Raw genomic sequence first — 23,623 nt, 5'->3', positions numbered from 1 at the left:
TCGGATGCTTATATTTCAGAAATCACTCAACGTTTGAATCATCGCCCAAGAAAAAGACTCGGATTTAGAAGCCCGAGTCAGGTATTATTCCAAGAACATGGTGTTGCACTTCAAATGCTAATCTAAGTTCTACAGTTAAACCTTCAGGTTCCCAGTAATCTATTCTGTGATTGAATAACATATCTAGCTGGCCGAGTGTAACTGCATCCATTTTCTGAATCAAATTTCCGCTTAAGTCATACACATATAGTCTTTTGGGATGAGCGTTTTTACCGCCACTGAGTAAATAGACATAATTGCCATCGGTCGTGAGTCCTTGAAATGCTGCCTGATGCTGAGTCAAGCCGCTATCAATGTTCCATTCATCTTCATAGAGTAGACTGATATCGGATAAATTTTTCCGGGCAATCAGATCATATTTAAAAACCCGGATTACATTCATGTGATTGATATTGCCGCGTACCAGCAGATATTGACCATCCGGGGTAATCACAGGCATGCTATTGGTGATTTTGCTGTATCGTTTATCAAATAACTGAATAATTTGAGGATTTCTAGGTTCGGCATTGGTCATGTACTGAAACTTGAGCATATACCAGCCTTTATTGGGAACAGTAGAGCCAGCAGAACTCAAAAGAAAGTCACTGTGTGGATCGACCGAAATGCCTTGATGACCAATCAGCGGGGAAGGCTTTTGCGCATCTTGTGCAGACCATAGGTTTGAATTTTGCAGATGAAACCGGTTAATCACGCCTTGTTCAGGATCGCCTTCGACATGCGTGGTATACAGCAGCTTGTGCTTTTGATCGATGGCAAGGCCTTGGATAATATGCTGATTACCCAGACCCATCCGGATCAGGGTAATCGGTGGTGCTGCATCGCCGATATGTGGAGTTTGGGCTAAATCCAGTTCCTGCTCCAGATGCCGCGCATTCAACGGTATGGCATTGGCCTGTGCCTGATGAAATCGACTTAGACTCAAAGGGAATTTTTTCATCTAAACGCGACCTGCTTTTTTTATTATTGTAGGTCAGTGAAAAGCGGCATGACATTGAGATTATTGTAGTCCATAAAAAAGAGCGCCGTAGCGCTCTTCTCTGTTTGAAAGCTTAAGCCATCACATTAGTAATCGAAGCTAAAGTGTTCAGGTGCTAAAGATGTCATGGTTTTAGAAGGATTCACCATCGCTTCGGCATGACCTTGAGTACGTGGCAACATGCGTTCAAAGTAGAAATCAGCAGTTTTAATTTTGGCTTTATAGAATTCAGGAACTTCCTGACCTTCACCTGAAGCCAGTTTCGCAGAAGCGACAGCGGCTTGTTGCGCCCAGAAATAGGCCATCATCACATAGCCCGAGAACATCAAGAAATCGACAGAAGCTGAAGAAACTATGTCGCGGTCTTTACGTGCAGCAAGCATGATACGTACAGTTAAAGCATTCCACTGTGCGCATAACTTGGTTAAGTCCCAAGCAAAACGGCGCATGTATTTGTTACGTGCATGTTGACCACAGAACTTCAAGATTTCAGCCGTGTAGTCACGAATCACTTTACCTTTTGAAGTCAGTAATACTTTACGACCGATCAAGTCCAGTGCTTGAACACCGGTTGTACCTTCGTATAGGGTAGAGATACGTGAGTCACGAACGATCTGTTCCATGCCCCATTCTTTGATATAACCATGACCACCATACACTTGCATACCGTGGTTAGCTGCTTCATATCCCAATTCAGTCAAGAAGCCTTTAAGAATAGGGGTGTAGAAACCTAAATGGTCGTCGTGTGCTTCAAAGGCAGCAGTATCACCACGCGCCAAAGCATCCGCCATTTTGTCGGCAATTTGTGCTGCGTAATAAATCATTGCACGGCCGCCTTCAGCAATTGATTTTTGGGTCAACAGCATACGACGGACGTCAGCGTGGTGAATGATCGCATCAGCGACTTTTTCAGGGTCTTTTTTACCTGAAAGCGCGCGCATGGACATACGCTCTTTGGCATAAGGCAGGGCACCCTGGAAAGACAGTTCCGCATGGGCGATACCTTGAATCGCTGTACCAATACGTGCCGTGTTCATGAAGGTGAACATGGCATGTAAGCCTTTATGGGGTTCGCCAATCAGATAACCAACTGCATTGTCAAAGTTCAAAACGGCAGTTGCTGAAGCGCGGATCCCCATTTTGTGTTCAATTGAACCACAGCTTACCGGGTTGCGCTCACCAATCGTACCATCTGCATTCACAAGGAATTTAGGCACGATGAACAGTGAAATCCCTTTGGTGCCTGCAGGCGCATCTGGCAGGCGTGCAAGGACAATATGAATGATATTGTCCGTTAAATCGTGTTCACCAGCCGAGATGAAGATTTTGGTTCCCGAAATGGCATAGGTGCCATCAGCCAAAGGTTCAGCTTTGGTTTTCACCTGACCCAAGTCGGTACCACATTGTGGTTCAGTTAAACACATGGTGCCTGACCATTCGCCAGTGACCAGATTTGGCATATAGAGATTTTTCTGCTCTTCAGTACCAAACTGCAGAATGGTATTCATACAGCCTACACTTAGACCCGGATACATCTGGAATGACCAGTTTGCAGTACCCATCATTTCCGATTTGATCAGGTTTAAAGACTGAGGCAGGTTTTGACCACCAAATTCTTCAGGAAATGACAAACCTTGCCAGCCACCTTGTACAAACTGGTCATACGCTTCTTTGAAGCCTTTAGGCGTGGTCACTTCACCGTTATTAAATGTACAACCTTCTTCATCACCGCTTTGGTTCAAAGGCGATAAAATATTTTCACAGAAATCTGCTGCACCTTCTAAAATCATATCTACAGTATCGGCATCTGCAGCTTCGCCATTTGACAAAGTTTGATAGTGTGCAGGGTAATCAAGTACTTCATTCATTAAGAAGCGAATGTCGTGTAAAGGGGCTTTATAAGCTGGCATATGTTTAATCCTAATTTAAAATAGTTTTGGATTATCCGAATCGATAATATGATTATTCACATTGTTGATAAAAATACATTGATGATGCAGCCTTGTAAAAATGTCAGAAAGGCGAATTAAGAACAATATAATTTAATCCTGCGTTGAAATGATTAGATTGTTTGGTGTAATTTTTTTCTTGGCTTAAGAATATTTGATTTTAAAATAGTGAATTAAATTAATTTGTTAATGTAAATTTTAAAGTTTAAATACATGATTAATTGAATATTTTAGATGAATGATGAAAAACATTTATAGATGTCATTAAATCCAATTTAAATACATCTATTTGCACAAAAAATGAAAAGAAGTCAGCTTGACTTCTTTTCAGTCATTTACTTGAAGCTGCTTATAAAAAGTCTTTCAGTGCCGGTTTGATGCCATTCCAGATCGAGAAAGATTCAATCGCCTGTCCTACCAGCATGCCATAACCTTCTGAAGTAGGTACACCACGGGCCTTGGCCTGATCCAGAAAGCTGGACGGCTTACCATAAGCCATTTCATAGGCATGTTTGAACTGTAAACTATCTGGTAAAACTAGAGCATCACCGCTCAGACTGGCAGAAGTGGCATTAATGACCAGATCAAAATTGCCCGCTAAGTCATTTAATGCAATGGCTTCAAGCGTTGCTTGTGGGACGGCTTGCTGTAAGTCGGCCACCAGTTGCTCTGCGCGAGCTAAAGTACGGTTGGCAATCACGATTTTCTTGGCACCTGCCTGTACCAACGGGTAGACAACACCGCGGGTTGCGCCGCCAGCGCCAATAATTAACAATTCCGTGTTTTCCAAGTTCCAGTCCAGCGCCTTGATGGCATCGACCAGACCCTGACCATCGGTATTATCCCCATGCAGTTGTCCATCTTGCATCCATAAGGTATTAACGGCTTTGGCTATTTTGGCACGTTCGGTCAGTACTTGGCATTGCGCAAAGGCTTGTTCCTTAAAAGGCACAGTCACATTCAAGCCCATGCCGCCTTGAGCAAAGAAGGTTTTGATATTGGCCTCAAAGCCATCAAGGGGAGCCAGACGTTTGCTATAGATCAGGTCAATGCCGGTTTTTTCTGCAAAAGCATGATGAAGTTCTGGAGAGCGTGATTGTTCAATAGGATTACCAACCACGGCAAATTGTTTGCTCATTTCACAAGATCCATATGCGGAAATGGCATTCAATATACGTGATTTTTAGCTCAGGCTAAAGTCACGTAGCAAAAAGGGAGGAAGTAATGAAAGATAAAAGGAAAAAACACGGGAGTGCTTTTTTTAACGGGTTTCACTTTAGACTGTTCATGAAACCGGCTATTAAGGATTACAGATTTCATGAACCTTGTCTTCAAGCAGGGTTGCTGCAGTAAAAAACAAACCCAAACAGGCAAACACTGTAACGGTCATCGATAAACTGTCAGCCAGAGTATTCTTTGAAACAAGGGTAATGGTCACAGAGCAGATGAGCATGGTGAAAATTGACCAAAATAATATCACCTTATGATTCGAAATCGCATTAAACATAGTCTTCTCCTTGGAGCATGATTTGTTCTATTTATGCATGCTGAGTCATCATCAATTGAATGACTTAGTCTACGCGATTTTGAAAAACACACGAGTCCAGTGCTGTAAGTAAATATGTCAGTTAGCTTTATATTTGTTGAATAATAAAGTATTTTCAGCGACTGAAGGACTTGGGTTTAATGGATTTAAGTGTTTGAAATTCTATTATTTTTAGAGTTGAAAATCACTTTAAAAGAATCCCTTTTTCAGCGCAGAAAAAGGGATGGGTGTTAATGGGTTACTTTTTTAGCTCGGTTAGCCAATCCCGTGGTTTTAAATAATAGTCGGTCAGGCGTTTTTCAGGTGAATGTTCATCCCATTCAGGACGATATGACCATGCTGCCAGTGGTGGCATGCTGACTAATATGGATTCAATCCGGCCGCCGGTCTGTAAACCAAACAGGGTGCCACGGTCATAGACCAGATTATATTCTACATAACGGCCACGACGATACAGCTGAAAATCACGCTGCGCTTGGGTATAGGGCTGATTTTGATGACGCTGAAAAATTGGTAAAATCGCTTCTAGATAGCCATTACCGACCGCTTGCATGTATTTAAAACAAGTTTCAAAATCCCACTGATTTAAATCATCAAAGAATAATCCGCCGATGCCGCGTTGTTCATCACGATGTTTTAAATAGAAATAATCATCACACCATTGTTTATGCTCGGCATAGACCGTGTCACCAAAAGGCGTACACAGATCATGGGCTTTTTGATGCCAGGCCAGAACATCCTGATCATCCGGATAGAAGGGGGTCAAGTCAAAACCGCCTCCAAACCACCACACTGGATCTTGTCCTTCAGGTTCGGCCACGAATAAACGCACGTTGGCATGTGAAGTCGGCACATTCGGGTTCTTGGGATGAATGACCAGGGAAACACCCATGGCTTGCGCTTTTGCACCGGCAATTTGCGGGTGTCGTTCTGTGGCAGAAGCAGGAAGTTTGGAAATGTTGATGTGCGAGAACATCACGCCACCTTTTTCAATCACCTCGCCATTTTGCAGCACACGGGAACGGCCACCACCGCCTTCAGGACGTTGCCATTCATCAATTTCAAACTGTGCCGTACTTCCACTTTCTGCCTCACGTTGCTCTAAAGCCGTGCAAATTCGGGCTTGTAAATCGAGAAGAAATTCGCGAACGCGTTGAATATCAGCGGAATTGGGATGCTGCATCAGAACCCTCATAGGGAAAGATAGAGAATGCCTACATCAAACCATAAAATCATAAAAAGATTAAGGGATTTTTCCCGATTGAGCTGATTGAAAATGCCGTCAAATTTTTAAAGCAAGTACATGAATCGAAAATATTCCGACTAAAAGGCTAGGTTGAATTCATCCATCAAGCTCAGCACAATAACAACAGCAGACCGTTCCTATTGGGTTCGTACGATTCATTTCTAGGGGGCAATCTTGATGTCAAAGCCGGCGAGTTCTTTAATTCAAAAATACAATGTGCCTGGGCCGCGCTATACCAGTTATCCGACTGTGCCGTATTGGGAAGAACAGGATTTTTCCCTAGAGCTTTGGAAACAAACCCTGAAACGTTCTTTTGATGAGTCGAATCAAAGCGAAGGGATCAGCCTGTATATCCATCTGCCATTTTGTGAAAGTTTATGCACCTTCTGTGGTTGTCATAAACAGGTCACCAAACGTCATGAAGTCGAGCAGCCTTATATTGCTGCGCTGTTGAGAGAGTGGGATTTATATTGCCAGTTATTGGTGGATAAACCGGTCATTAAAGAAATTCATTTGGGTGGTGGCACGCCGACCTTCTTTTCGGTGGAACATTTAACTCAGCTGATTGAAGGGATTCTGGACAAAGCTGCAATTGCTCCACAGCACGAATTTAGCTTTGAAGGACATCCGAACAACACCACGCGCGAACATTTACAGGCCTTGTATGATCTGGGCTTCCGCCGGGTCAGTTACGGGGTGCAGGACTACAATGAAAATGTGCAAAAAGCTATTCACCGCATTCAGCCTTTTGAACATGTAGAGCAGGTCACCCAGTGGGCACGTGAAATTGGTTATACGTCTATTTCACATGATTTGGTGTTCGGATTGCCATTTCAAAGTCTGGACGATGTCCTGAATACCATTGATCAGACCAATCGCCTGATGCCGGATCGTCTGGCATTTTATAGCTACGCGCATGTGCCGTGGATCAAGGGCAATGGTCAACGTGGTTTTAAAGATGCCGATGTGCCGAAAGATGACATCAAACGCCAGTGCTATGAAGAAGGTAAAAAGAAACTGCTCAGTCACGGCTATCATGAAATTGGCATGGATCATTTTGCTTTGGCGCAAGATGGCATGTATCAGTCATTTCAAGCCGGGACTTTACACCGTAATTTTATGGGTTATACCGCGTCTAAAACGCAAGTGATGATTGGCTTGGGCGTTTCATCGATTAGCGACAGCTGGTATAGCTTTGCGCAAAACGAAAAAAAACTGCCCGACTATTATGCGCGCTTAGAAAACAATGAAATTCCGGTATATCGCGGGCATGTGCTGAGTGCAGAAGATTTAATGATTCGCCAACATATCCTGAATTTGATGTGTAGCTTTAGCACCTCATGGGACAAGGCAGACCTGCGTTTTCCGGAAATTCCAGAAGTGCTGCAACAGCTTGAGGAAATGCAGCAAGATGGCTTGCTGGAGATTCAATCTGAGGGAATTGCCATTACCGAAAAAGGTAAACCCTTTGTGCGGAATATTTGTATGGCCTTTGATTTACGCTTAAAACGACGGGTGCCTGAAAACCGGATTTTCTCGATGACGATTTAAACCCCTTCAACCTCCCTTTAATAAAGAAGAGGCTTTTCCCCCTCTTGATTAAAGAGGGGTTAGGGGAAATTCTTGTAGAATGATTTTAAGTTTTAAAAATCGCCTTTTTTATACATATGCGCCATGCGTTCATGTTTGGTCTTTAAATATTCGGCATTAAACGGATTTAAACCGACAGTCAGCGGAACACGATCGACTACATCAATGCCTAACTCTTGTAAGGCTTTAATTTTGAGCGGGTTGTTAGTGATCAGTTTGACCTGTTTGACTTGCAGATAATCCAGCATGATGGTGCACATGTCATAACGTCGTGCATCGGCAGGTAGGTTGAGCATCAAATTGGCATCCACCGTATCGTGACCTTGATCTTGTAAGGCATAAGCACGAATCTTGTTGGTCAGTCCAATCCCTCGACCTTCTTGGCGCAAATACAAAATGACCCCTTGACCGACTTCATTAATCAGTTTTTGAGTGGCTTGGAGCTGGGGACCACAATCGCATTTGAGAGAGGCAAAGGCATCACCGGTTAAACATTCAGAATGGATACGCACCAAGACGGGTTCATCGGGTGGTGTATCCAAACCTTTAGAAAGTGCTACATGTTCTTCACCCGTTTTAGGATCTTGAAATACCGTGATTTTAAATTCACCAAAAGCGGTTGGTAATCTTGAAGTCGCGACAAATTCTATAGGCACTGTTTAACTCTTCAAATAGTTCATTAATTAGCTAAAGTATAGCTGAATGCTAGGACATTAGTTGAATTGCATTGAGGAATTTATGCAGAAGATTTTCTTTTTTGTATAAAGCGAACGATAATAGTTGATAAATAGTAAGATTATTCTGGATAATCTCGCTAATGAACAAACACCCAGTGTAGAGATTTGCCTCTAAACTGCATCGCTAGAAATGTGGCTGATTTAAAGGTGATACAATTCGACTATTATGCTCGAATAACCCATTTACCTAGCTTAGGATTTGCCAGGCTTTAGAAGGCTTTGCCATTTATGTTGTATACAGAAATACCGACTCACCGCCCTGTAACACCGTTGCTGGATGCGATTGATCATCCTCAACAATTAAGATTGCTCGAGCGCAGCCAATTAGAACAAGTGGCGGATGAGTTACGTCAGTACATTTTGTATGCAGCAGGCCAAAGTGGTGGACACTTTGGTGCCAACCTCGGTGTGATCGAACTGACGGTGGCTTTGCATTACTGTTTTAATACACCGCATGACCGACTGATTTGGGATGTCGGTCATCAGGCGTATCCGCATAAAGCCTTGACCGGTCGCCGTGAACAGCTCACGACTATTCGTGCCAAAGATGGTTTGGCTGCTTTCCCGGCGCGTGATGAGTCAATATTCGACACCTTTGGCGTAGGACATTCCTCAACTGCAATTTCAGCCGGTTTGGGTATGGCACTGGCACGCCGTTATCAAAAAGACCCATGTGAAGTGGTGTCAATTATTGGGGATGGAGCCATGACGGCCGGTATGGCCTTTGAAGCCATGAATGATGCCGTCGCACACGATGCCGATTTAATCGTGGTACTGAATGACAATGACATGTCCATTTCATGCAGTACCGGCGGATTTGCCAAGCATTTGGCCGCCATCTGGGAACGTGGCCAGTCGGTCAATATTTCTGATGCAGGTGAAGCCTATCTGCAGCCGCATCCAGAATGGAATTACAACTCACGTTTGCATAGCTCAGCGACCGATGCAGCGGACAACCTGTTTAAAGCCATTGGTTTTGACTATTTTGGGCCTTTTGATGGCCATGATGTCAATCAACTGGTTCAAGTGTTTAATGCGCTAAAAAAACGTAAAGGCCCACGTCTAATCCATGTCTATACCAAAAAAGGCAAGGGCTTTGCACCGGCTGAAACTGATCAGATTAAATACCATGCTATCAGTAAATTAAATGCAGCCGCTTCAAACAATACAGCACCAAAATATTCAGATGTCTTTGGACAATGGCTGTGCGATGAAGCTGCTCAAGATGAACGCTTACTGGCTATTACTCCGGCCATGTGTGAAGGTTCAGGCATGGTACAGTTTGCCAAACAGTTCCCGGAACGTTTCTTTGATGTGGCGATTGCCGAACAGCATGCGGTAACACTGGCAGCCGGAATGGCCTGTGAAGGCTTAAAACCGGTGGTGGCGATTTATTCGACTTTCCTGCAACGTGGTTATGACCAGCTGATTCATGACGTGGCTTTGCAAAATCTGGATGTGACTTTTGGCATCGACCGTGCCGGTTTGGTCGGTGAAGATGGCCCGACGCATGCCGGGGCCTATGACTATGCCTTTATGCGTACCGTTCCGAATATGGTGATCATGGCGCCTAAAGATGAAAATGAATGTCGTCAGATGCTGCATACCGCTTATTTATACAATGGTCCTGCAGCCGTGCGTTATCCGCGCGGTAACGGGGCAGGCGTTGAAATTCAGCAACAATTAACTGCTTTGGAGCTGGGTAAAGCTGAAATTGTGGCCCGTTTTAATGAACAGCAAGAAGAGCAAATCAGTCTTTTTGCGTTTGGTAGCCGTGTCAATGCGGCTGTGGAAGCAGCACAAGTTTTGGCCGCTGCTCATGAAGTTGGCGTACGTGTCGTCAATATGCGTTTTGTGAAACCGCTGGATGAGCAGATCATTGAACAACTTGCAGCGACAACCAGTTTATTTGTCACTGTTGAAGAGCATGCCGTGATGGCAGGTGCGGGCAGTGCGGTGAATGAGTATCTGGCTCAGGCACAAATTGTCAAACCGATCTTAAATCTCGGCTTGCCGGATACGTTCATGCACCAAGCCACCCATGCACAGATGTTGCAACAGGCCGGACTAGATGCCAAAGGCATTGAAAAATCAGTTGAATTGACCTGGTTGAAACTTGTGCAGTCAGCGTCTTTATAATTTTAGAAACATTTTTCCCCTAAAAGCTCTGACATTTGCTAAAATGTGAGGGCTTTTATGCATTATTCTTTATCAGTATCTTCAAATTTGTAGTGGGTGTTCAATGGAACCTATGGTGGTGATGGCTGCGCGTGCGGCTCAATTAGTTGGTCAAGAGCTTTTAAAAGCGCATCAAAATCGTCATAAACTCGATCTACAAGTCGAAGAAAAAGGAATTGATGGTCCAGTAACACGTGTAGACCGTTACTTGGAACAATTGACCATCGATACCCTACGTAAAAGCTATAAAAACCACAGCTTCCTGGGTGAAGAGTTTGGTCTGCAAGAAGGTAAAGGTCACGACGCTGATTGGTGTTGGGTGATTGATCCGCTTGATGGCACTCTAAACTTCATTAACGGTTTCCCGCATTTCTGTATTTCTATTGCTGTTCAACATAAAGGTGTGACTCAACACGGTGTTATTTATGACCCTGTGAAAGACGAGCTATTCTCTGCCAGCCGTGGTCGCGGTGCCATGTTGAACCAACGCCGTATTCGCGTAAATGTCAAAGACAGCCTGCAAAATACTTTCCTTGCTGTAGGTCATGCTTACCGCGCGAAACGTGGTGGCGAAGTAATCTCTTATGCAAAAAACCATTTTGATTCATTATTAAATGTTACTGAAGCCGGTGCACAATACCGTCGTGCAGGTTCTGCTGCATTAGACTTGGCGTACGTGGCTGCAGGTCGTTTGGATGGTTATTTTGAACTTGGTTTGAAACCTTGGGATATCGCAGCAGGCGAGTTAATCGTGAAAGAAGCGGGTGGTACTGTAGTGGATGCACGTGGTGGTGCCGATTCTATGGAAAATGGTCAAGTCATTGCTTGCTCTATGAAAATGCTTAAACCTTTAATGCAAGCTGTTGTTCCAGCTTGGGGTGACGCAGCCAAGTAAGCTTGATTGAATCGAGTGATATGACCAAGAAAAGCTCTCCAGGTGAGGGCTTTTTTTGTTTTTGAAGTAGCCTGATCCGCATGGATCACATCGCAGTTTTCATCTATAAACAGACATATTCAGTCATGGATATATTTTGAAATTAAAATATTTGCTTAAAATTTAAACAAAATTGAGTTGTAAAATAGACTGTTACTGAAAAAAACAGTATCTAATCCACATTTGATCGAAAAAAATGATTACTTTTTAAAATGATTCTGTTATCATGCCGCCACGCACTTAAATTTCCGTTCTTTACCTGAACATTATCTTCTAATCATTGTATGCGCGTCCTGTCCATAGAGAGGACATATCCTTCGCGCCCCAATCGCTTAAGCGATTCCTTCAGGTTTGCGGCCGTAATCATGCGTGCGTTATATCCACATCGTCGTTATTCGGATCGCTGCTGAATCCTAAATTTTCAGCGCTAATTGCTGTGCCGCTTTTTGCCGATGTCCATATTGTAATTTATTAAATGGAGCACCCATTTCAGGGTGAATACTCTCTATGAGCAAAACTTTTGCTGATTTTTCCCTTGATGAGTCATTAACTCAGGCTCTCGAAGGTTTAGGCTTTACTACGCCAACTCCTGTACAAGAACAAGCTATTCCTGCTGCGCTTGAAGGTAAAGACCTTTTAGTATCTAGCCAAACTGGTTCTGGTAAAACTGCTGCATTCTTGCTTCCAACTTTGAATGCGCTTGCAAATCAAGACACTTTTGTACCGTTCAAAGAACGTATGAAAGCAATTACACAACCTTCTATTCTGGTGATTTCTCCGACTCGTGAGCTTGCACAACAAGTATGTCAGGATGCGATTGCATTCGTTCGTCATATGAAAGGTGTTCGTGTAGCAGCGATCATGGGTGGTATGCCTTTTGGTAAGCAAATCCAACAGTTAAAAGGCGCACAAGTAGTTGTAGCGACTCCAGGTCGTTTGCTTGATCTTGTAAACCGTCGTCAAATTAAACTGGATAAAGTTGATTCATTAATTGTCGATGAAGCTGACCGTATGCTTGACCTCGGTTTCTCTGAAGACCTAGAAGCAATTGGTGATTTGGCTGCAAACCGTAAGCAAACACTTATGTTCTCTGCGACTTTTGCACCACGTATCATTACTCTTGCTGAACGCATGATGAATGATCCAATGCGTATTTCGATTGAAACTGGTCACTCTACAAATACTGACATTACTCAGACTTTGCACTGGACTGATGGTTTTGAGCACAAGAAAAAATTGCTTACTCACTGGTTAAACGAAGAAGACGTTGACCAAGCTGTGGTATTTGCTTCAACTCAAGAAGACACAGATATGTTGGCTGAAGAGCTTGCTGAAGCAGGTTTATCAGTTGTAGCACTTCACGGTGCGATGCCGCAAACTGTTCGTAACCGTCGTTTACGTAGCATCCGTGAAGGTCGTGCTAAGATTCTAGTTGCAACTGACGTTGCTGCTCGTGGTCTTGATGTACCAACAATCTCTCACGTAATCAACTTCGGTCTTCCAATGAAGAACGAAGATTATGTACACCGTATTGGTCGTACTGGTCGTGCAGGTCGTACAGGTAAAGCGATTACCCTTGCAACTTACCGTGAACGCGGCAAAATCCGTGCTTTAGAAGACTTCCTTGAAGCGCGTTTAAACGTTTCTGAAATTGAAGGTCTTGAGCCATCTCCACCTCCTGCACGTGGTGGCCGTGATGGTGGTCGTGGTCGTCGTGACGGCGGTCGTGGTGGCCGTGGTGGTTTCGGTGGCGGCCGTCGTTTTGAAGGCGAAAGCAACTTCAAACGTCGTGAAGGTGGTGATGACCGTCCACGTCGCAGCTATGATGACAAACCTCGTGGCGAGCGTCCTTCATTTGGTGAAGATCGTCCACGTCGTGAATTTAACAACGACCGTCCACGTCGCGAATATAATGGCGACCGTCCACAACGCAGCTTCGGTGGCGAAGATCGTCCACGTCGAGAATTCAATAACGACCGTCCACGTCGCGAAGGTGGTTTTGAAGATCGTCCACGTCGTGACTTTGGTGATCGTCCACGTCGTGAAGGTGGTTATGGCGACCGTCCACAACGCAGCTTTGGCGACAAACCGCGCTCGAATGATGACAACCGTGGCAACCGTGTAGACTACAAACCAGCTCGTGAAGGTGGTGATCGTCCACGTCGCGAATACAACGGTGACCGTCCACAACGTAGTTTTGGTGATCGTCCACAACGTTCGTTTGGTGATGACCGTCCTAAACGTGATTTTGGCGACCGTCCGCAACGTAACTTTGGTGAAGATCGTCCTAAACGCAGTTTTGGTGAAGATCGCCCACGTCGTAAATTTAACGACTAATCAAAATCGATAGATTTTGATAGAAAAAAACCGGTGGAAACACCGGTTTTTTTATGGGATTAATCTTTGACCTGAATCAATAAAAATGTATACTGGATCATATTTTATTTTAATTTCGTTAAATATGGATAATAAGTCAATTCCTTATGTTTCGAGCTTCAATCAAGAGGTGATTATGCCTTATATTGGTTTGATTTTATTGCTATGTAATATAGCGTATTATCTCTATAGTTCTGTTGTGTAACGCAGCGTCCTGTTTTTGGCGCTCTATTTTTAAAAAAATCAAACTATAATTAAAAGAATTAAAAATTATGGTAAATCGGTTACTTTTTATCTAGAGGTAACATTTCTAACCCGAATCCTTTATAGTATGCATGCTGAAAAATGTAGGAAAACGCTCAGCTATGAATAATCAAATCCCCCCTCAATCGCAATCATTGATTGAGATTAAAAATCTGAGCTTTAAACGCGGGGAGCGTGTTATTTATGACAATGTCAATTTAACCATCCGTCGTGGTCAAATCACTGCCATCATGGGACCGTCAGGTACCGGTAAAACAACTTTACTGCGTTTGATTGGCGGGCAACTGATTCCCGATCAAGGGCAAGTTTTGCTTGATGGTAAAGACATTGCACGAATGTCGCGTACTGAACTGTTTGCTACGCGGGCACGTATGGGTATGCTTTTTCAAAGTGGCGCCTTGTTCACCGATATGTCGACCTACGAAAATGTGGCATTTCCGCTGCGTGCACATACCCAATTACCAGAACATCTGATTGCGGAAATTGTGGCATTAAAATTGGAATCGGTCGGTTTGCGTGGTGCCGAGCAATTGATGCCATCTGAGCTGTCTGGTGGTATGAATCGTCGTGTCGCATTGGCACGAGCGATTGCACTAGATCCGGAACTGATTATGTACGATGAGCCATTTGCAGGTCAGGATCCAATTGTGAAAGGGGTGTTAACCCGTTTGATTCGTTCTTTACGTGAAGCGTTGGACTTAACCACCATTATTGTCTCGCATGATGTCGAAGAAACACTATCGATCGCCGACTATATTTATGTGGTGGCTGAAGGCAAGATTCAAGGCGAGGGCACACCTGCCGAATTGAAGCAGCATGCTTCATCTTTTGTCCGTCAGTTTCTGACTGGTTCTCTGGAAGGTCCGGTTGATTATCAATTTAGCCATCAAGCTTATTTAAGTGATGAGGTACGTTCATGAATGCCATTGCCTCATTAGGTAGACGCGTTATTGAACGTGTACGCGGTATCGGCGTAGCAACGGTAATGTTGCTGCAAATTTTATTTTCTCTGCCGACCAAACTGGGCGTCAAACTGTTTGTTTATCAGATGTACCGTGTCGGGGTCATGTCTTTACTGATCATCTCGGTTTCTGGTTTGTTTATTGGTTTGGTGCTGGGTTTACAAGGTTATTCCATTTTGGTCAATGTCGGTTCCGAAGCCATGCTGGGCACCATGGTCTCATTGACTTTATTGCGTGAGCTGGCGCCGGTGGTTGCTGCGCTGTTGTTTGCAGGTCGTGCCGGTTCCGCACTGACTGCAGAAATTGGCCTGATGAAAGCCACAGAACAGCTGTCCAGTATGGAAATGATCGGGGTTGATCCGCTGAAGCGTATTGTTTCACCGCGGTTGTGGGCGGGTATTTTCAGCTTGCCGATGCTCACCGTGGTTTTTGCTGCCATTGGTATTTTGGGCGGCAAAATGGTCGGGGTCGATTTTCTAGGTGTGGATGAAGGTTCTTACTGGAGCGGTATGCAAAGTAGCGTGCAATTCTATAAGGATATTTTTAATGGCACCATCGTCAAGAGTTTTGTTTTTGCATTAATTTGCACATGGATTGCGGTATATCAAGGTTATGCTTGTGAGCCAACATCAGAAGGTATAGCAACATCTACAACACGTACAGTGGTGTATTCATCGTTGTGTGTATTAGGTTTTGATTTCGTGTTGACTGCGGTCATGTTCGGAGGTGTTTAATGAAATCACGTACAAGTGAGCTGGCCGTCGGTTTTTTTGTCATTCTGTTTGGTGTGGCCTTATTTTTCTTGGCCATGAAAGTGAGTGGTTTAGTTGGCACTAATTTGCGTGACAGCTATAGCATGACGGCCAATTTTGACAATGTAAATGGTTTGAAACCACGTGCCAAAGTTACCATGAGTGGGGTCACCATTGGTCGGGTAACTGAAATTACGCTTGATCCTGTTTCGCGTTTGGCTACAGTTCATTTTGAACTGGATGGCAAGTTGACTTCTTTTAATAAAGAACAGCTGAAAACCGTCAAGAAAAATGCTCTGGAAGAATTGCGCTATAGCACAGAATATACTGAAGCAACGCCTGAGCAACAAAAAGTAATGGAAAAGCAACTTGCTGATAACATGAACTCCATTACCAGTATCGATGAAGATGCTTATATTATGGTCGCAACCAATGGTTTATTGGGTGAAAAATATTTGAAAGTAGTTCCAGGCGGTGGTCTGAACTATGTCAAACGTGGTGAGAGTATTGCTAATACGCAAGGCACCATGGATCTTGAAGATTTGATCAGCAAATTTATTACTGGTGGTGCAGCGAAGTCGTCAGATAAAGCCGCAGAAGAAAAGACATCAACTGAATCAACAGATGCGCAAACTTCATTTGTTGAGTAATTGGGAGGAGAGATTTTAGTGAATACTTTATTTAAACAATCGCTTACAGCAAGTGTTTTATCAACAATGATCGCAGGTACTGTCTTTGCAGCACCCACTGAAACTCCACCGGCTTTTGTTAAAAAAGTGGCCGATGGTTTGGTTTCACGTTTAAAAGCGGATCATGCCAAATTGCAGAATAATCCAGCTGCTGTCAAAGCGATTGTGCGTCAAAATCTTGACCCTTATATCGATTCACAATCTTTTACCCGTATTGTGATGGGAACTTATGCGACCAACCAATACAGTACTGCTGCTCAGCGTGCCCAATTTGAACGTAATTTCCGTGAATCTTTAATTGAAAACTATGGCAGTGCATTTGCCAAGTTCTCTAATCAAAGCTATAACCTTCGTCCATACAAAGACACCAACAGCAAAAACCCTGTAGTGACTATGGACTTCAATAACAAAGGCGAAAAAATTCCGGTCTCTTTCCAGTTGGTAGATAAAGGCAATCAATGGAAAATCCGCAACATGAATGTTTCAGGCATTGATTTAGGTTTGCAGTTCCGTAATCAGTTTGCGGCAACAGTAAAACGTAATGGCGGTAATATTGATAAAGCGATTGCGAACTTTGAGCCAGATGCAGACGCAGCTGTAAATAAAAAATAACAGAGTAGGTGTTTAGTGATTGAATTCATTCATCAGGAATTACAGGTATCTGGCAAAATTGATTATGCCAATGCTGAAAATTACTACCAGCAAGGTTTAAAGCTGATTCAATCTCAGAACCAGTTTCCTGTGGTCGTAAATTTGGCCCAGCTGGAACAAGGAAGTACCTTGGCACTGGCAGTACTGGTGCGCTGGTTACGCCAGACACCGAAAGCTCAAGGTCTGCAATTCAAAGCGGTGCCTGAGAAAATGATGAAAATCATTCAGGCCTGTCATTTGCAAGATGACCTGCAATTGATTGCCTGAACACTGAATTTAAAAAAGCACCTTAAGGTGCTTTTTTATGGTCGGCATCTTTTCCTCTACCAAAGGAAGATGAGGAATATATTCGGTAAAGGATAAAGGTTGCACATTTAGATTTTTTTATTTGTAGCTACATCATGACACGTAAAAACAGCATTAGGGAGCTATCACATTTAAGGGATGGACAAGACCTCCCTCTAACTCCCTCCTAAAAGGAGGGAGAATATAAATGTATTAGATCCATTTCCTCCAGCGGAAATAAATCAGTGGCCCAATAAAGAAGGCGACTAAAATAATACTGACGACGACAAAGCTGGTGGTTCCTCGGGCAAAAGGCAGCACGTCAGTGTTCATCCCATAGACACTGGCCACCAGCATCGGTGGTGCAAGCATACTTGGCAAGATCGAGAATCGACGGATGGTATCGTTCTGTTCGGTGTTAATGAATCCGGATGTCGTATCCAGCAAGAATCGAACCTTTTGGAACAGGAAGGCATCATGTTCAACCAGAGAGCGGACATCTTCACTGAGCTCTCGAATGTCGGCATCATAAATATGACTGCCTAAAGCCCGTGGACGGGACAAGAAGGTGAGGACACGACGTAAATCAATTAAACATAGCTGTGCTTTCCCCAGCATATCTTCCAATTGCGCCAAACGGGTAATCATGTCATCCAGATCTAGAATCTGTTCACGATGGCGGTTATTGAGTACTTCAGTGGAATATTTTTCCAAATCCTTGTGGATATCTTCCAAGATATCCGCAAGTTCATCCAGTTTGGCTTCCAGTAAACCTAACAAGACCCAGGTCGGATCTTTATAGTCAATTTCGTAGTCATTACGACGCGCACGGGCACGAAACGCGCGGAAAGCCACCAGTTTTTCACCACGTAGGGTAAACAGGCGTTCTTTATGTAGAATAAAAGCCACGGTTTGTACAGTGGCCAAAATACTCGAGTTGTCGTCAGTTTCACCATCGACCTGAAAATTTTTATTTTTAGTTAAAAAATAAGTACTGATATGTAAAATTCCGTCATCATCACGGTAAAATCGAGCAGATGAGGAAATATCTTCTAAGGATTTAAGTGTAGGCAGGTTTTGCTCATAAGCATCCAAGACCCATTGCTGTTCTTCTTGTGATGGGGCAATGAGGTCAATCCACACTAATTCTGGATGAAGATCAAAACCACCGTTAATGGTGGCATCTTCCAAACTACCGCGCTCTGTGGCGTAAAAGGCTTCAAGCATGCTGTCTTTTCTCCCTTGCGCAGTGTGGGTTAATCAATGGGTGTATTTTAGACAAGGAATTGAATAAAAACACTGATTCAAGCGCTTTTTTATTAAAAAATCTCCTGAAAATTTACTTTAATAGTATGACATCTTCAAAACATGGTGAAAAAATGACAAATGCTATCGCAGTTTTTTGTGGCTCGGCTGTGGGGACAGATTCCATTTTTTTAGATACGGCGCAAAAACTGGGCCAGACACTTGCAGAGCAAGGTAAAACTCTGGTGTATGGCGGTGGGCGTTCAGGCTTAATGGGGGTGGTGGCAGACAGCGCCTTACAGGCTGGAGGTAAAGTCATTGGAGTAATTCCAAATGTTCTGGTGGATCGTGAGCTGGCTCATCCCGATTTAACAGAATTGCATGTGGTGTCTAATATGCATGAACGCAAAACCAAGATGTCGGAACTATCCGATGCGTTTATTGCCATGCCGGGTGGGGCTGGCACCCTGGAAGAAATTTTTGAGCAGTGGACTTGGGCTCAGCTGGGTATACATTTGAAACCTTGTGCCTTTTTAAATGTGGCGGGTTTTTATGATGACTTATTAAAGTTTATTCAGTTAACCTCGGTGAAAGGTTTTACCCATCCACGCTTTGCTGACAGTATTATCGCCTCGAATGATATTCCAGATATTTTGCAGCAGTTTGATGCTTTCCAGGCTCCGCAGCCGAAATGGGGCATGGCGGATCAACAGCAGTTGGTGAAGTAAAGATGAAAGTGATTACGGTCGCTGCGGCGATTATTTTAAATCAACAACAGCAATTGCTGGTGGTGCGTAAGCAGAAGACTTCCTGTTTTATGCAGGTGGGCGGAAAGTTGGAACCGGATGAAGCGCCTGAACAGACCATGTTGCGTGAAATTCAGGAAGAAATTGGTTGTGTAGCTTCTATTCAACAATTTGTCGGGCGTTTTGAAACCGCTACCGCCAATGAGCCGGATCATCAGCTGGTGAGCTATGTCTATTATGTGAATTTAGATCAGGCCCCGAAAATTGATGCCGAAATTGCAGAGATGAAATGGGTCGATTTAGATGATCAGCATACCAGGCTTGCGCCATTGACCACTGAAATTGTCATGCCTTGGGTCAAGCAGCAGTTAAGCGTCAATGCGCTTTTGTGAGGGCGATTCTCTCTTGTAAAAATACCGGCGATCGATTAGAAAAAGGCTTGAGAATAGGGAAAGAATAAACTTTCCCTTTTTTTTTTAATGTTCTGCATTTTTAGCTGTCTGCAGCGGCGATACATGCCGCATAAATCTGCTGGCAGCCTAATTTCTGTAAGCTATTTTTTAAAGCATGTAGCGAACTGCCAGTCGTGACCACATCATCCAGCATCAGCACTTTGCGGTAACGGACTTTACTCTTTGTAGCAATCACGAATTGCTGCTCAATCTGGTCCAACCGTTCGATACGGCTCAAACCTTTTTGTGAATGTTGCGCCCGTCGTGCAACCGGTTGCCAGACTGGAATATTCAGCTGTTTCGCCAAAATCTTGGCAATAAGTAAAGACTGGTTATAACCACGTTCTGCCAAACGCTGATGGGAAATCGGCATGGGTACGATGGCCTGAATTTTGGGTAATCTCAGCCCGATGAGTGAGCCTGCAAGCAGGGTTTGAAAATGCAGCTGCTGTTCGTATTTGAATTTTTGAATAATACGATCCACCGGATAGGCATATTGAAAAGCCACTTGGATATCCATTTCCTGCCGTTGAATGGTCTGTTTCAACCACGGTAACTGCTGCCAGCAATCGGTACAGAGTGAATAATGCTGCTGATGGTCTATGCCGCAAAGTAGGCAAGGGGAAAGGTTTTGGATTACTTTTTGCAGTAATGGGTGAATCAATTGCAGCATGTTTTCTTCTTCTTTTTATTTTGCTTTAATTTTGCATAGTTTGTATCTGGCTTCAAGAAAAATGATTTTTAGTAGGTATTGGATTCATGAGTGTGGCATGGATGCCACACGTTTCCCATCCCTTGCGCTGCATTTTAAAGCAGTGCTTAAAACTGGCTCAGGATGTTGTGTGTGGGAAACAAAAGGTTTTTCTTGCGGACTTAAAATATATTTTAAGATCCTCATTTTGACCTTTCAAAAGTAGAGGTATTGCCTACACGAAGACATCAAAATGAAATTTATCAAATGGGGCTATGCTGATCTAAAAAATCTAATATTGAGCATTTTTTGATGTCTGGAAAACATCTATTGATGATTAAATCTATTTTTTGAAACTACTCTACTATACGTAGGCATAGCGTGGAGCTTCAGGCAACCAGCGTTTTAACAAGGCTTCGGCATTGTCAGGATAATCTTTTAAGATTTGCTGTGCGACATAATGGGCCTGATTCAGTAAATGATCATCGCGTTCTAACTTGGCCACCCGAAAACCCATATCGCCAGTTTGTTTGGTACCCAGCAATTCACCCGGCCCGCGAATTTCCAGATCCTTTTCGGCAATGATAAAACCGTCATTGGTTTCACGCATAATTCGCAGCCGTTCCTGTCCATTTTGCGAAAGCGGACTTTTATACAGCAGGGCGCAGAAACTGGCAGTCGCACCACGACCCACCCGGCCGCGCAGCTGATGCAGCTGTGAAAGTCCCAGACGTTCGGCATTTTCAATCACCATGATGGAGGCATTCGGTACATCCACACCAACCTCAATCACGGTGGTGGCAATCAGGAGTTGCAGCTGATTGTCTTTAAATTGCTGCATCACGGCCTGCTTTTCATCGGCTTTCATTTTGCCATGTACCAGACCAATGTTGAGCTGTGGAAAGCGTTCCTTAATTTCCTGAAAGGTGGCTTCTGCCGCTTGGGCATCCAGCGTTTCTGACTGTTCTACCAGCGTGCATACCCAATAGGCCTGTTTGCCTTCGGCACAGTTAGTCGCTATACGCTGCAACACTTCTTCACGGCGGTCCAAAGGAATGGTCACGGTCTGAATCGGGGTTCGGCCCGGTGGCAGTTCATCAATCACCGAGGTATCCAGATCGCCATAAGCAGACATCGCAAGCGTGCGCGGAATCGGGGTGGCAGTCATCACCAACTGATGCGGGGTCATGTTATTGGCGCCTTTATTACGAAGCGCCAAGCGTTGATCGACCCCAAAGCGATGCTGTTCATCAATAATCACCAGCCCGAGTTTGCTGAATTCGACATTTTCCTGAAACAGGGCATGAGTCCCCACCACCAGATTGGCCGTCCCTTGTTTAATGGTTTGTTCTGCCGCAGTACGGGCTTTGCCTTTCTGCTTGCCGGATAGCCAGGACACATTCAGTCCCAATGGTTCAAACCATTTTTTAAAATTCAGATAATGCTGTTCAGCCAGAATTTCTGTCGGTGCCATCAGTGCCACTTGCCAGCCTTCTTCCAGTGCATGACAGGCAGCCACCCCGGCCACCAGCGTTTTACCGGCACCGACATCGCCCTGAACCAGACGCAGCATTGGCTTGTTCTGTTTTAAGTCCTGCACAATTTCTTTGGAAACCCGTTTTTGTGCGCCGGTCAGACTAAACGGCAAACTGTCCAATAACTGCTTGGCAAAATTTTGACTTGGACTAAAAGAAGGGGCGGCAATCTGCTGAATATAGGCACGACGAGATAACAAGCTAATTTGATGCGCCACCAGTTCTTCAAAAATCAGCCGCTGTTGGGCCGGATGGGAACCTTGAGCCAGCTGTAGCATATTGGCATTCAATGGTGGTTCATGAATATATTCCAGCGCCTGTTTCAGCGCATAACCATTGGTAAATTTTTCTGGCAATAATTCAGGCAGCTCATCACTATGCTGTTTCAGAGCCTGTTTGACATATTCACGCAGCTTGGGCTGAGTTAAACCTTCGGTCGCGGGATAAATGGCGGTGAGCTGGGTTTTGGGTAGCGGCGTATGCTCAGTAATCAGCTGAATTTCAGGATGATACAGTTCCAGACCACGGGCACCGACGCGCACTTCACCAAAGATGCGGAGCTGGTTGCCGACTTTGGCCCGATCAGTCAGGGCTTTATAGACATGGTAAAACCGCAAGGTGACTTTGCCAAAATCATCCTGTAACTGGATGGCCATGGATTTTCGTTTGCCCGGCGGAAAATCGACACCTTTGACCAGACCTTCCAGCAAATAACTGCGCCCCACGACCAATTGGTTCATGGGGATGATCGTGCTACGATCTTCATAATCACGCGGTAGATGAAACAGTAAATCATCCGTGGTGAGAATATTCAGTTTTTCCAGTAATGCAGCAGAGGCAGTGCCTACCCCTTGCAATTGATGGACTGCAGCCATGTCCCCTCAACTTGAGTTAAATCATCAGGTGCTTAATGCATATATTATTTATCGGTTATGGTAAAACATCTACCCGGGTTGCTAAACAATTATTTCAGCAAGGGCACCAAATTACCACAATCAGCCAAAGTCCGAAAACTGATGCTTATGCAACCCATCTGATTCAGGATGTGCATCAGCTGGATTTAACAAAACTTCCGCCTATTGATTGGGTCTATGTTTTATTGTCACCATCACAAAGTACTGTAGAGGGTTATCAACAGACTTATGTCGATTCGGTTGCTCCGATTGCTAAAGCCTTAAAGGCACACCCGGTGCAAAGAATTGTGGTGGTGTCATCAACCAGAGTCTATGGTGAAAATGCAGGTGAGCGCATTGATGATGGATCAGCTATTCAACCTGTGGATGAGCAGGGGCAATTACTCTGGAAGATGGAGCAGCTCTACCAACAAGCCTTCGCTGAACGCTGCATAATCATTCGTCCAACTGGGATTTATGGCACGTCTGTGGCGAGGATGATCAAGTTGGCTGAAACGACCCAAAGCTATCCTCAAATTCACTGGTCTAACCGGATTCATGTTGATGATCTGGCCCGCTTTCTGGCACACGTGATTCACGTGGAACATCCTGAAAAATCTTATATTTGCACCAATAATCAGCCTATCCCTTTGCATGAAATCATTCAGTGGTTTCAAAGGCAACTCAATTTACCTGAACTGGTTGTGGAAAGTCAGAAGGAAACAGGGAAGCGGATTTTTGCGACTCGGATACGTGAAAGTGGATTTGAGTTAGAACATGAGGATTGTTTTAGGGATTATTTGCAGATGTTAGAAAAGTGATAAAAAATTCCCCCTCCTTTTTTAAAGGAGGGGGAACTTTTAAGG

At 44.1% G+C, this 23,623-nt stretch carries 21 protein-coding genes; 12 read left to right on the top strand and 9 right to left on the bottom strand.

Annotated features, from left to right (window positions below):
- Nucleotides 1-64: 64 nt before the first annotated feature.
- The 5 genes from FB6_RS11655 to hemF form a co-directional block, all read right to left on the bottom strand.
- Nucleotides 65-997: a phage baseplate protein gene (locus FB6_RS11655; RefSeq protein ID WP_174560151.1), complete on the bottom strand. Its 933-nt coding sequence runs from the start codon at nt 995-997 to the stop codon at nt 65-67.
- A 125-nt stretch (nt 998-1,122) separates the two neighbouring features.
- A complete protein-coding gene (locus tag FB6_RS11650; RefSeq protein ID WP_174560150.1) occupies nt 1,123-2,946 on the bottom strand; it encodes an acyl-CoA dehydrogenase C-terminal domain-containing protein in 1,824 nt (607 codons plus the stop codon).
- 388 nt (nt 2,947-3,334) lie between these two features.
- Nucleotides 3,335-4,123 carry a shikimate dehydrogenase gene (gene aroE / locus FB6_RS11645; RefSeq protein WP_174560149.1) on the bottom strand — a complete coding sequence of 263 codons (789 nt, stop codon included), beginning with the start codon at nt 4,121-4,123 and terminating at the stop codon, nt 3,335-3,337.
- A gap of 162 nt (nt 4,124-4,285) precedes the next feature.
- Nucleotides 4,286-4,492 (bottom strand): hypothetical protein, encoded by a 207-nt coding sequence (locus tag FB6_RS11640; RefSeq protein ID WP_174560148.1) that lies wholly within the window; start codon nt 4,490-4,492, stop codon nt 4,286-4,288.
- A gap of 277 nt (nt 4,493-4,769) precedes the next feature.
- Nucleotides 4,770-5,714: an oxygen-dependent coproporphyrinogen oxidase gene (hemF, locus tag FB6_RS11635; RefSeq protein ID WP_174560147.1), complete on the bottom strand. Its 945-nt coding sequence runs from the start codon at nt 5,712-5,714 to the stop codon at nt 4,770-4,772.
- Between the two features lie 240 nt (nt 5,715-5,954).
- On the opposite strand from hemF, the gene hemN reads away from it, so the two are divergent.
- Nucleotides 5,955-7,328, top strand: a complete 1,374-nt coding sequence (gene hemN, locus FB6_RS11630; RefSeq protein WP_174560146.1) for an oxygen-independent coproporphyrinogen III oxidase — start codon at nt 5,955-5,957, stop codon at nt 7,326-7,328.
- Between the two features lie 92 nt (nt 7,329-7,420).
- Here the strand turns inward: hemN and ribA are convergent, their stop codons facing one another.
- Entirely contained in the window at nt 7,421-8,023 is a 603-nt protein-coding gene (gene ribA, locus FB6_RS11625) for a GTP cyclohydrolase II (RefSeq protein WP_174560145.1), read from the bottom strand.
- A gap of 309 nt (nt 8,024-8,332) precedes the next feature.
- Here ribA and dxs point away from each other — a divergent pair, with 309 nt between their 5' ends.
- The 8 genes from dxs (at nt 8,333) to FB6_RS11585 (ending at nt 17,177) form a co-directional block, all read left to right on the top strand.
- Complete coding sequence (gene dxs / locus FB6_RS11620; protein ID WP_174560144.1) at nt 8,333-10,243, top strand: 1-deoxy-D-xylulose-5-phosphate synthase; 1,911 nt, start codon at nt 8,333-8,335, stop codon at nt 10,241-10,243.
- Between the two features lie 103 nt (nt 10,244-10,346).
- Entirely contained in the window at nt 10,347-11,177 is an 831-nt protein-coding gene (locus FB6_RS11615) for an inositol monophosphatase family protein (protein ID WP_174560143.1), read from the top strand.
- Between the two features lie 546 nt (nt 11,178-11,723).
- Entirely contained in the window at nt 11,724-13,553 is a 1,830-nt protein-coding gene (locus tag FB6_RS11610) for a DEAD/DEAH box helicase (RefSeq protein ID WP_174560142.1), read from the top strand.
- Between the two features lie 404 nt (nt 13,554-13,957).
- Nucleotides 13,958-14,776: an ABC transporter ATP-binding protein gene (locus FB6_RS11605; RefSeq protein WP_217427340.1), complete on the top strand. Its 819-nt coding sequence runs from the start codon at nt 13,958-13,960 to the stop codon at nt 14,774-14,776.
- On the top strand, nt 14,773-15,552 hold the full coding sequence (gene mlaE, locus FB6_RS11600) for a lipid asymmetry maintenance ABC transporter permease subunit MlaE (RefSeq protein ID WP_174560140.1): 780 nt from the start codon (nt 14,773-14,775) through the stop codon (nt 15,550-15,552). The genes FB6_RS11605 and mlaE overlap by 4 nt, the downstream gene beginning before the upstream one ends.
- The gene (gene mlaD, locus FB6_RS11595) at nt 15,552-16,220 is read left to right on the top strand and encodes an outer membrane lipid asymmetry maintenance protein MlaD (RefSeq protein ID WP_174560139.1); all 669 of its coding nucleotides are present in this window, start codon (nt 15,552-15,554) and stop codon (nt 16,218-16,220) included. The genes mlaE and mlaD overlap by 1 nt, the downstream gene beginning before the upstream one ends.
- Before the next feature lie 18 nt (nt 16,221-16,238).
- Entirely contained in the window at nt 16,239-16,871 is a 633-nt protein-coding gene (locus tag FB6_RS11590) for an MlaC/ttg2D family ABC transporter substrate-binding protein (RefSeq protein WP_174560138.1), read from the top strand.
- A gap of 15 nt (nt 16,872-16,886) precedes the next feature.
- Nucleotides 16,887-17,177, top strand: a complete 291-nt coding sequence (locus tag FB6_RS11585; RefSeq protein WP_174560137.1) for an STAS domain-containing protein — start codon at nt 16,887-16,889, stop codon at nt 17,175-17,177.
- Between the two features lie 231 nt (nt 17,178-17,408).
- Here FB6_RS11585 and FB6_RS11580 read toward each other — a convergent pair whose 3' ends face one another.
- On the bottom strand, nt 17,409-18,422 hold the full coding sequence (locus tag FB6_RS11580) for a CorA family divalent cation transporter (RefSeq protein ID WP_174560136.1): 1,014 nt from the start codon (nt 18,420-18,422) through the stop codon (nt 17,409-17,411).
- A gap of 152 nt (nt 18,423-18,574) precedes the next feature.
- Between FB6_RS11580 and FB6_RS11575 the strand changes: the two genes are divergently transcribed.
- Both FB6_RS11575 and FB6_RS11570 read left to right on the top strand, forming a co-directional pair.
- A complete protein-coding gene (locus FB6_RS11575; RefSeq protein ID WP_174560135.1) occupies nt 18,575-19,168 on the top strand; it encodes a TIGR00730 family Rossman fold protein in 594 nt (197 codons plus the stop codon).
- Nucleotides 19,169-19,170: 2 nt separating this feature from the next.
- Nucleotides 19,171-19,578 carry an NUDIX hydrolase gene (locus FB6_RS11570; RefSeq protein WP_174560134.1) on the top strand — a complete coding sequence of 136 codons (408 nt, stop codon included), beginning with the start codon at nt 19,171-19,173 and terminating at the stop codon, nt 19,576-19,578.
- Nucleotides 19,579-19,678: 100 nt separating this feature from the next.
- On the opposite strand, the gene FB6_RS11565 is transcribed toward FB6_RS11570, so the two are convergent.
- Both FB6_RS11565 and recG read right to left on the bottom strand, forming a co-directional pair.
- Nucleotides 19,679-20,311, bottom strand: coding sequence for a ComF family protein (locus FB6_RS11565; protein ID WP_174560133.1), 633 nt, complete (start codon nt 20,309-20,311; stop codon nt 19,679-19,681).
- Between the two features lie 382 nt (nt 20,312-20,693).
- A complete protein-coding gene (gene recG / locus FB6_RS11560; RefSeq protein ID WP_174560132.1) occupies nt 20,694-22,739 on the bottom strand; it encodes an ATP-dependent DNA helicase RecG in 2,046 nt (681 codons plus the stop codon).
- Nucleotides 22,740-22,774: 35 nt separating this feature from the next.
- On the opposite strand from recG, the gene FB6_RS11555 reads away from it, so the two are divergent.
- Nucleotides 22,775-23,578, top strand: a complete 804-nt coding sequence (locus tag FB6_RS11555; protein ID WP_174560131.1) for a sugar nucleotide-binding protein — start codon at nt 22,775-22,777, stop codon at nt 23,576-23,578.
- The last annotated feature ends 45 nt before the right edge of the window (nt 23,579-23,623 follow it).

The organism is Acinetobacter bouvetii (assembly GCF_902753875.1).
GTDB classification, from domain to species: Bacteria; Pseudomonadota; Gammaproteobacteria; order Pseudomonadales; family Moraxellaceae; genus Acinetobacter; species Acinetobacter bouvetii_A.
The sequence above is the reverse complement of the archived record's forward strand: the minus strand, read 5'-3'. Positions and strand labels throughout refer to the sequence as shown.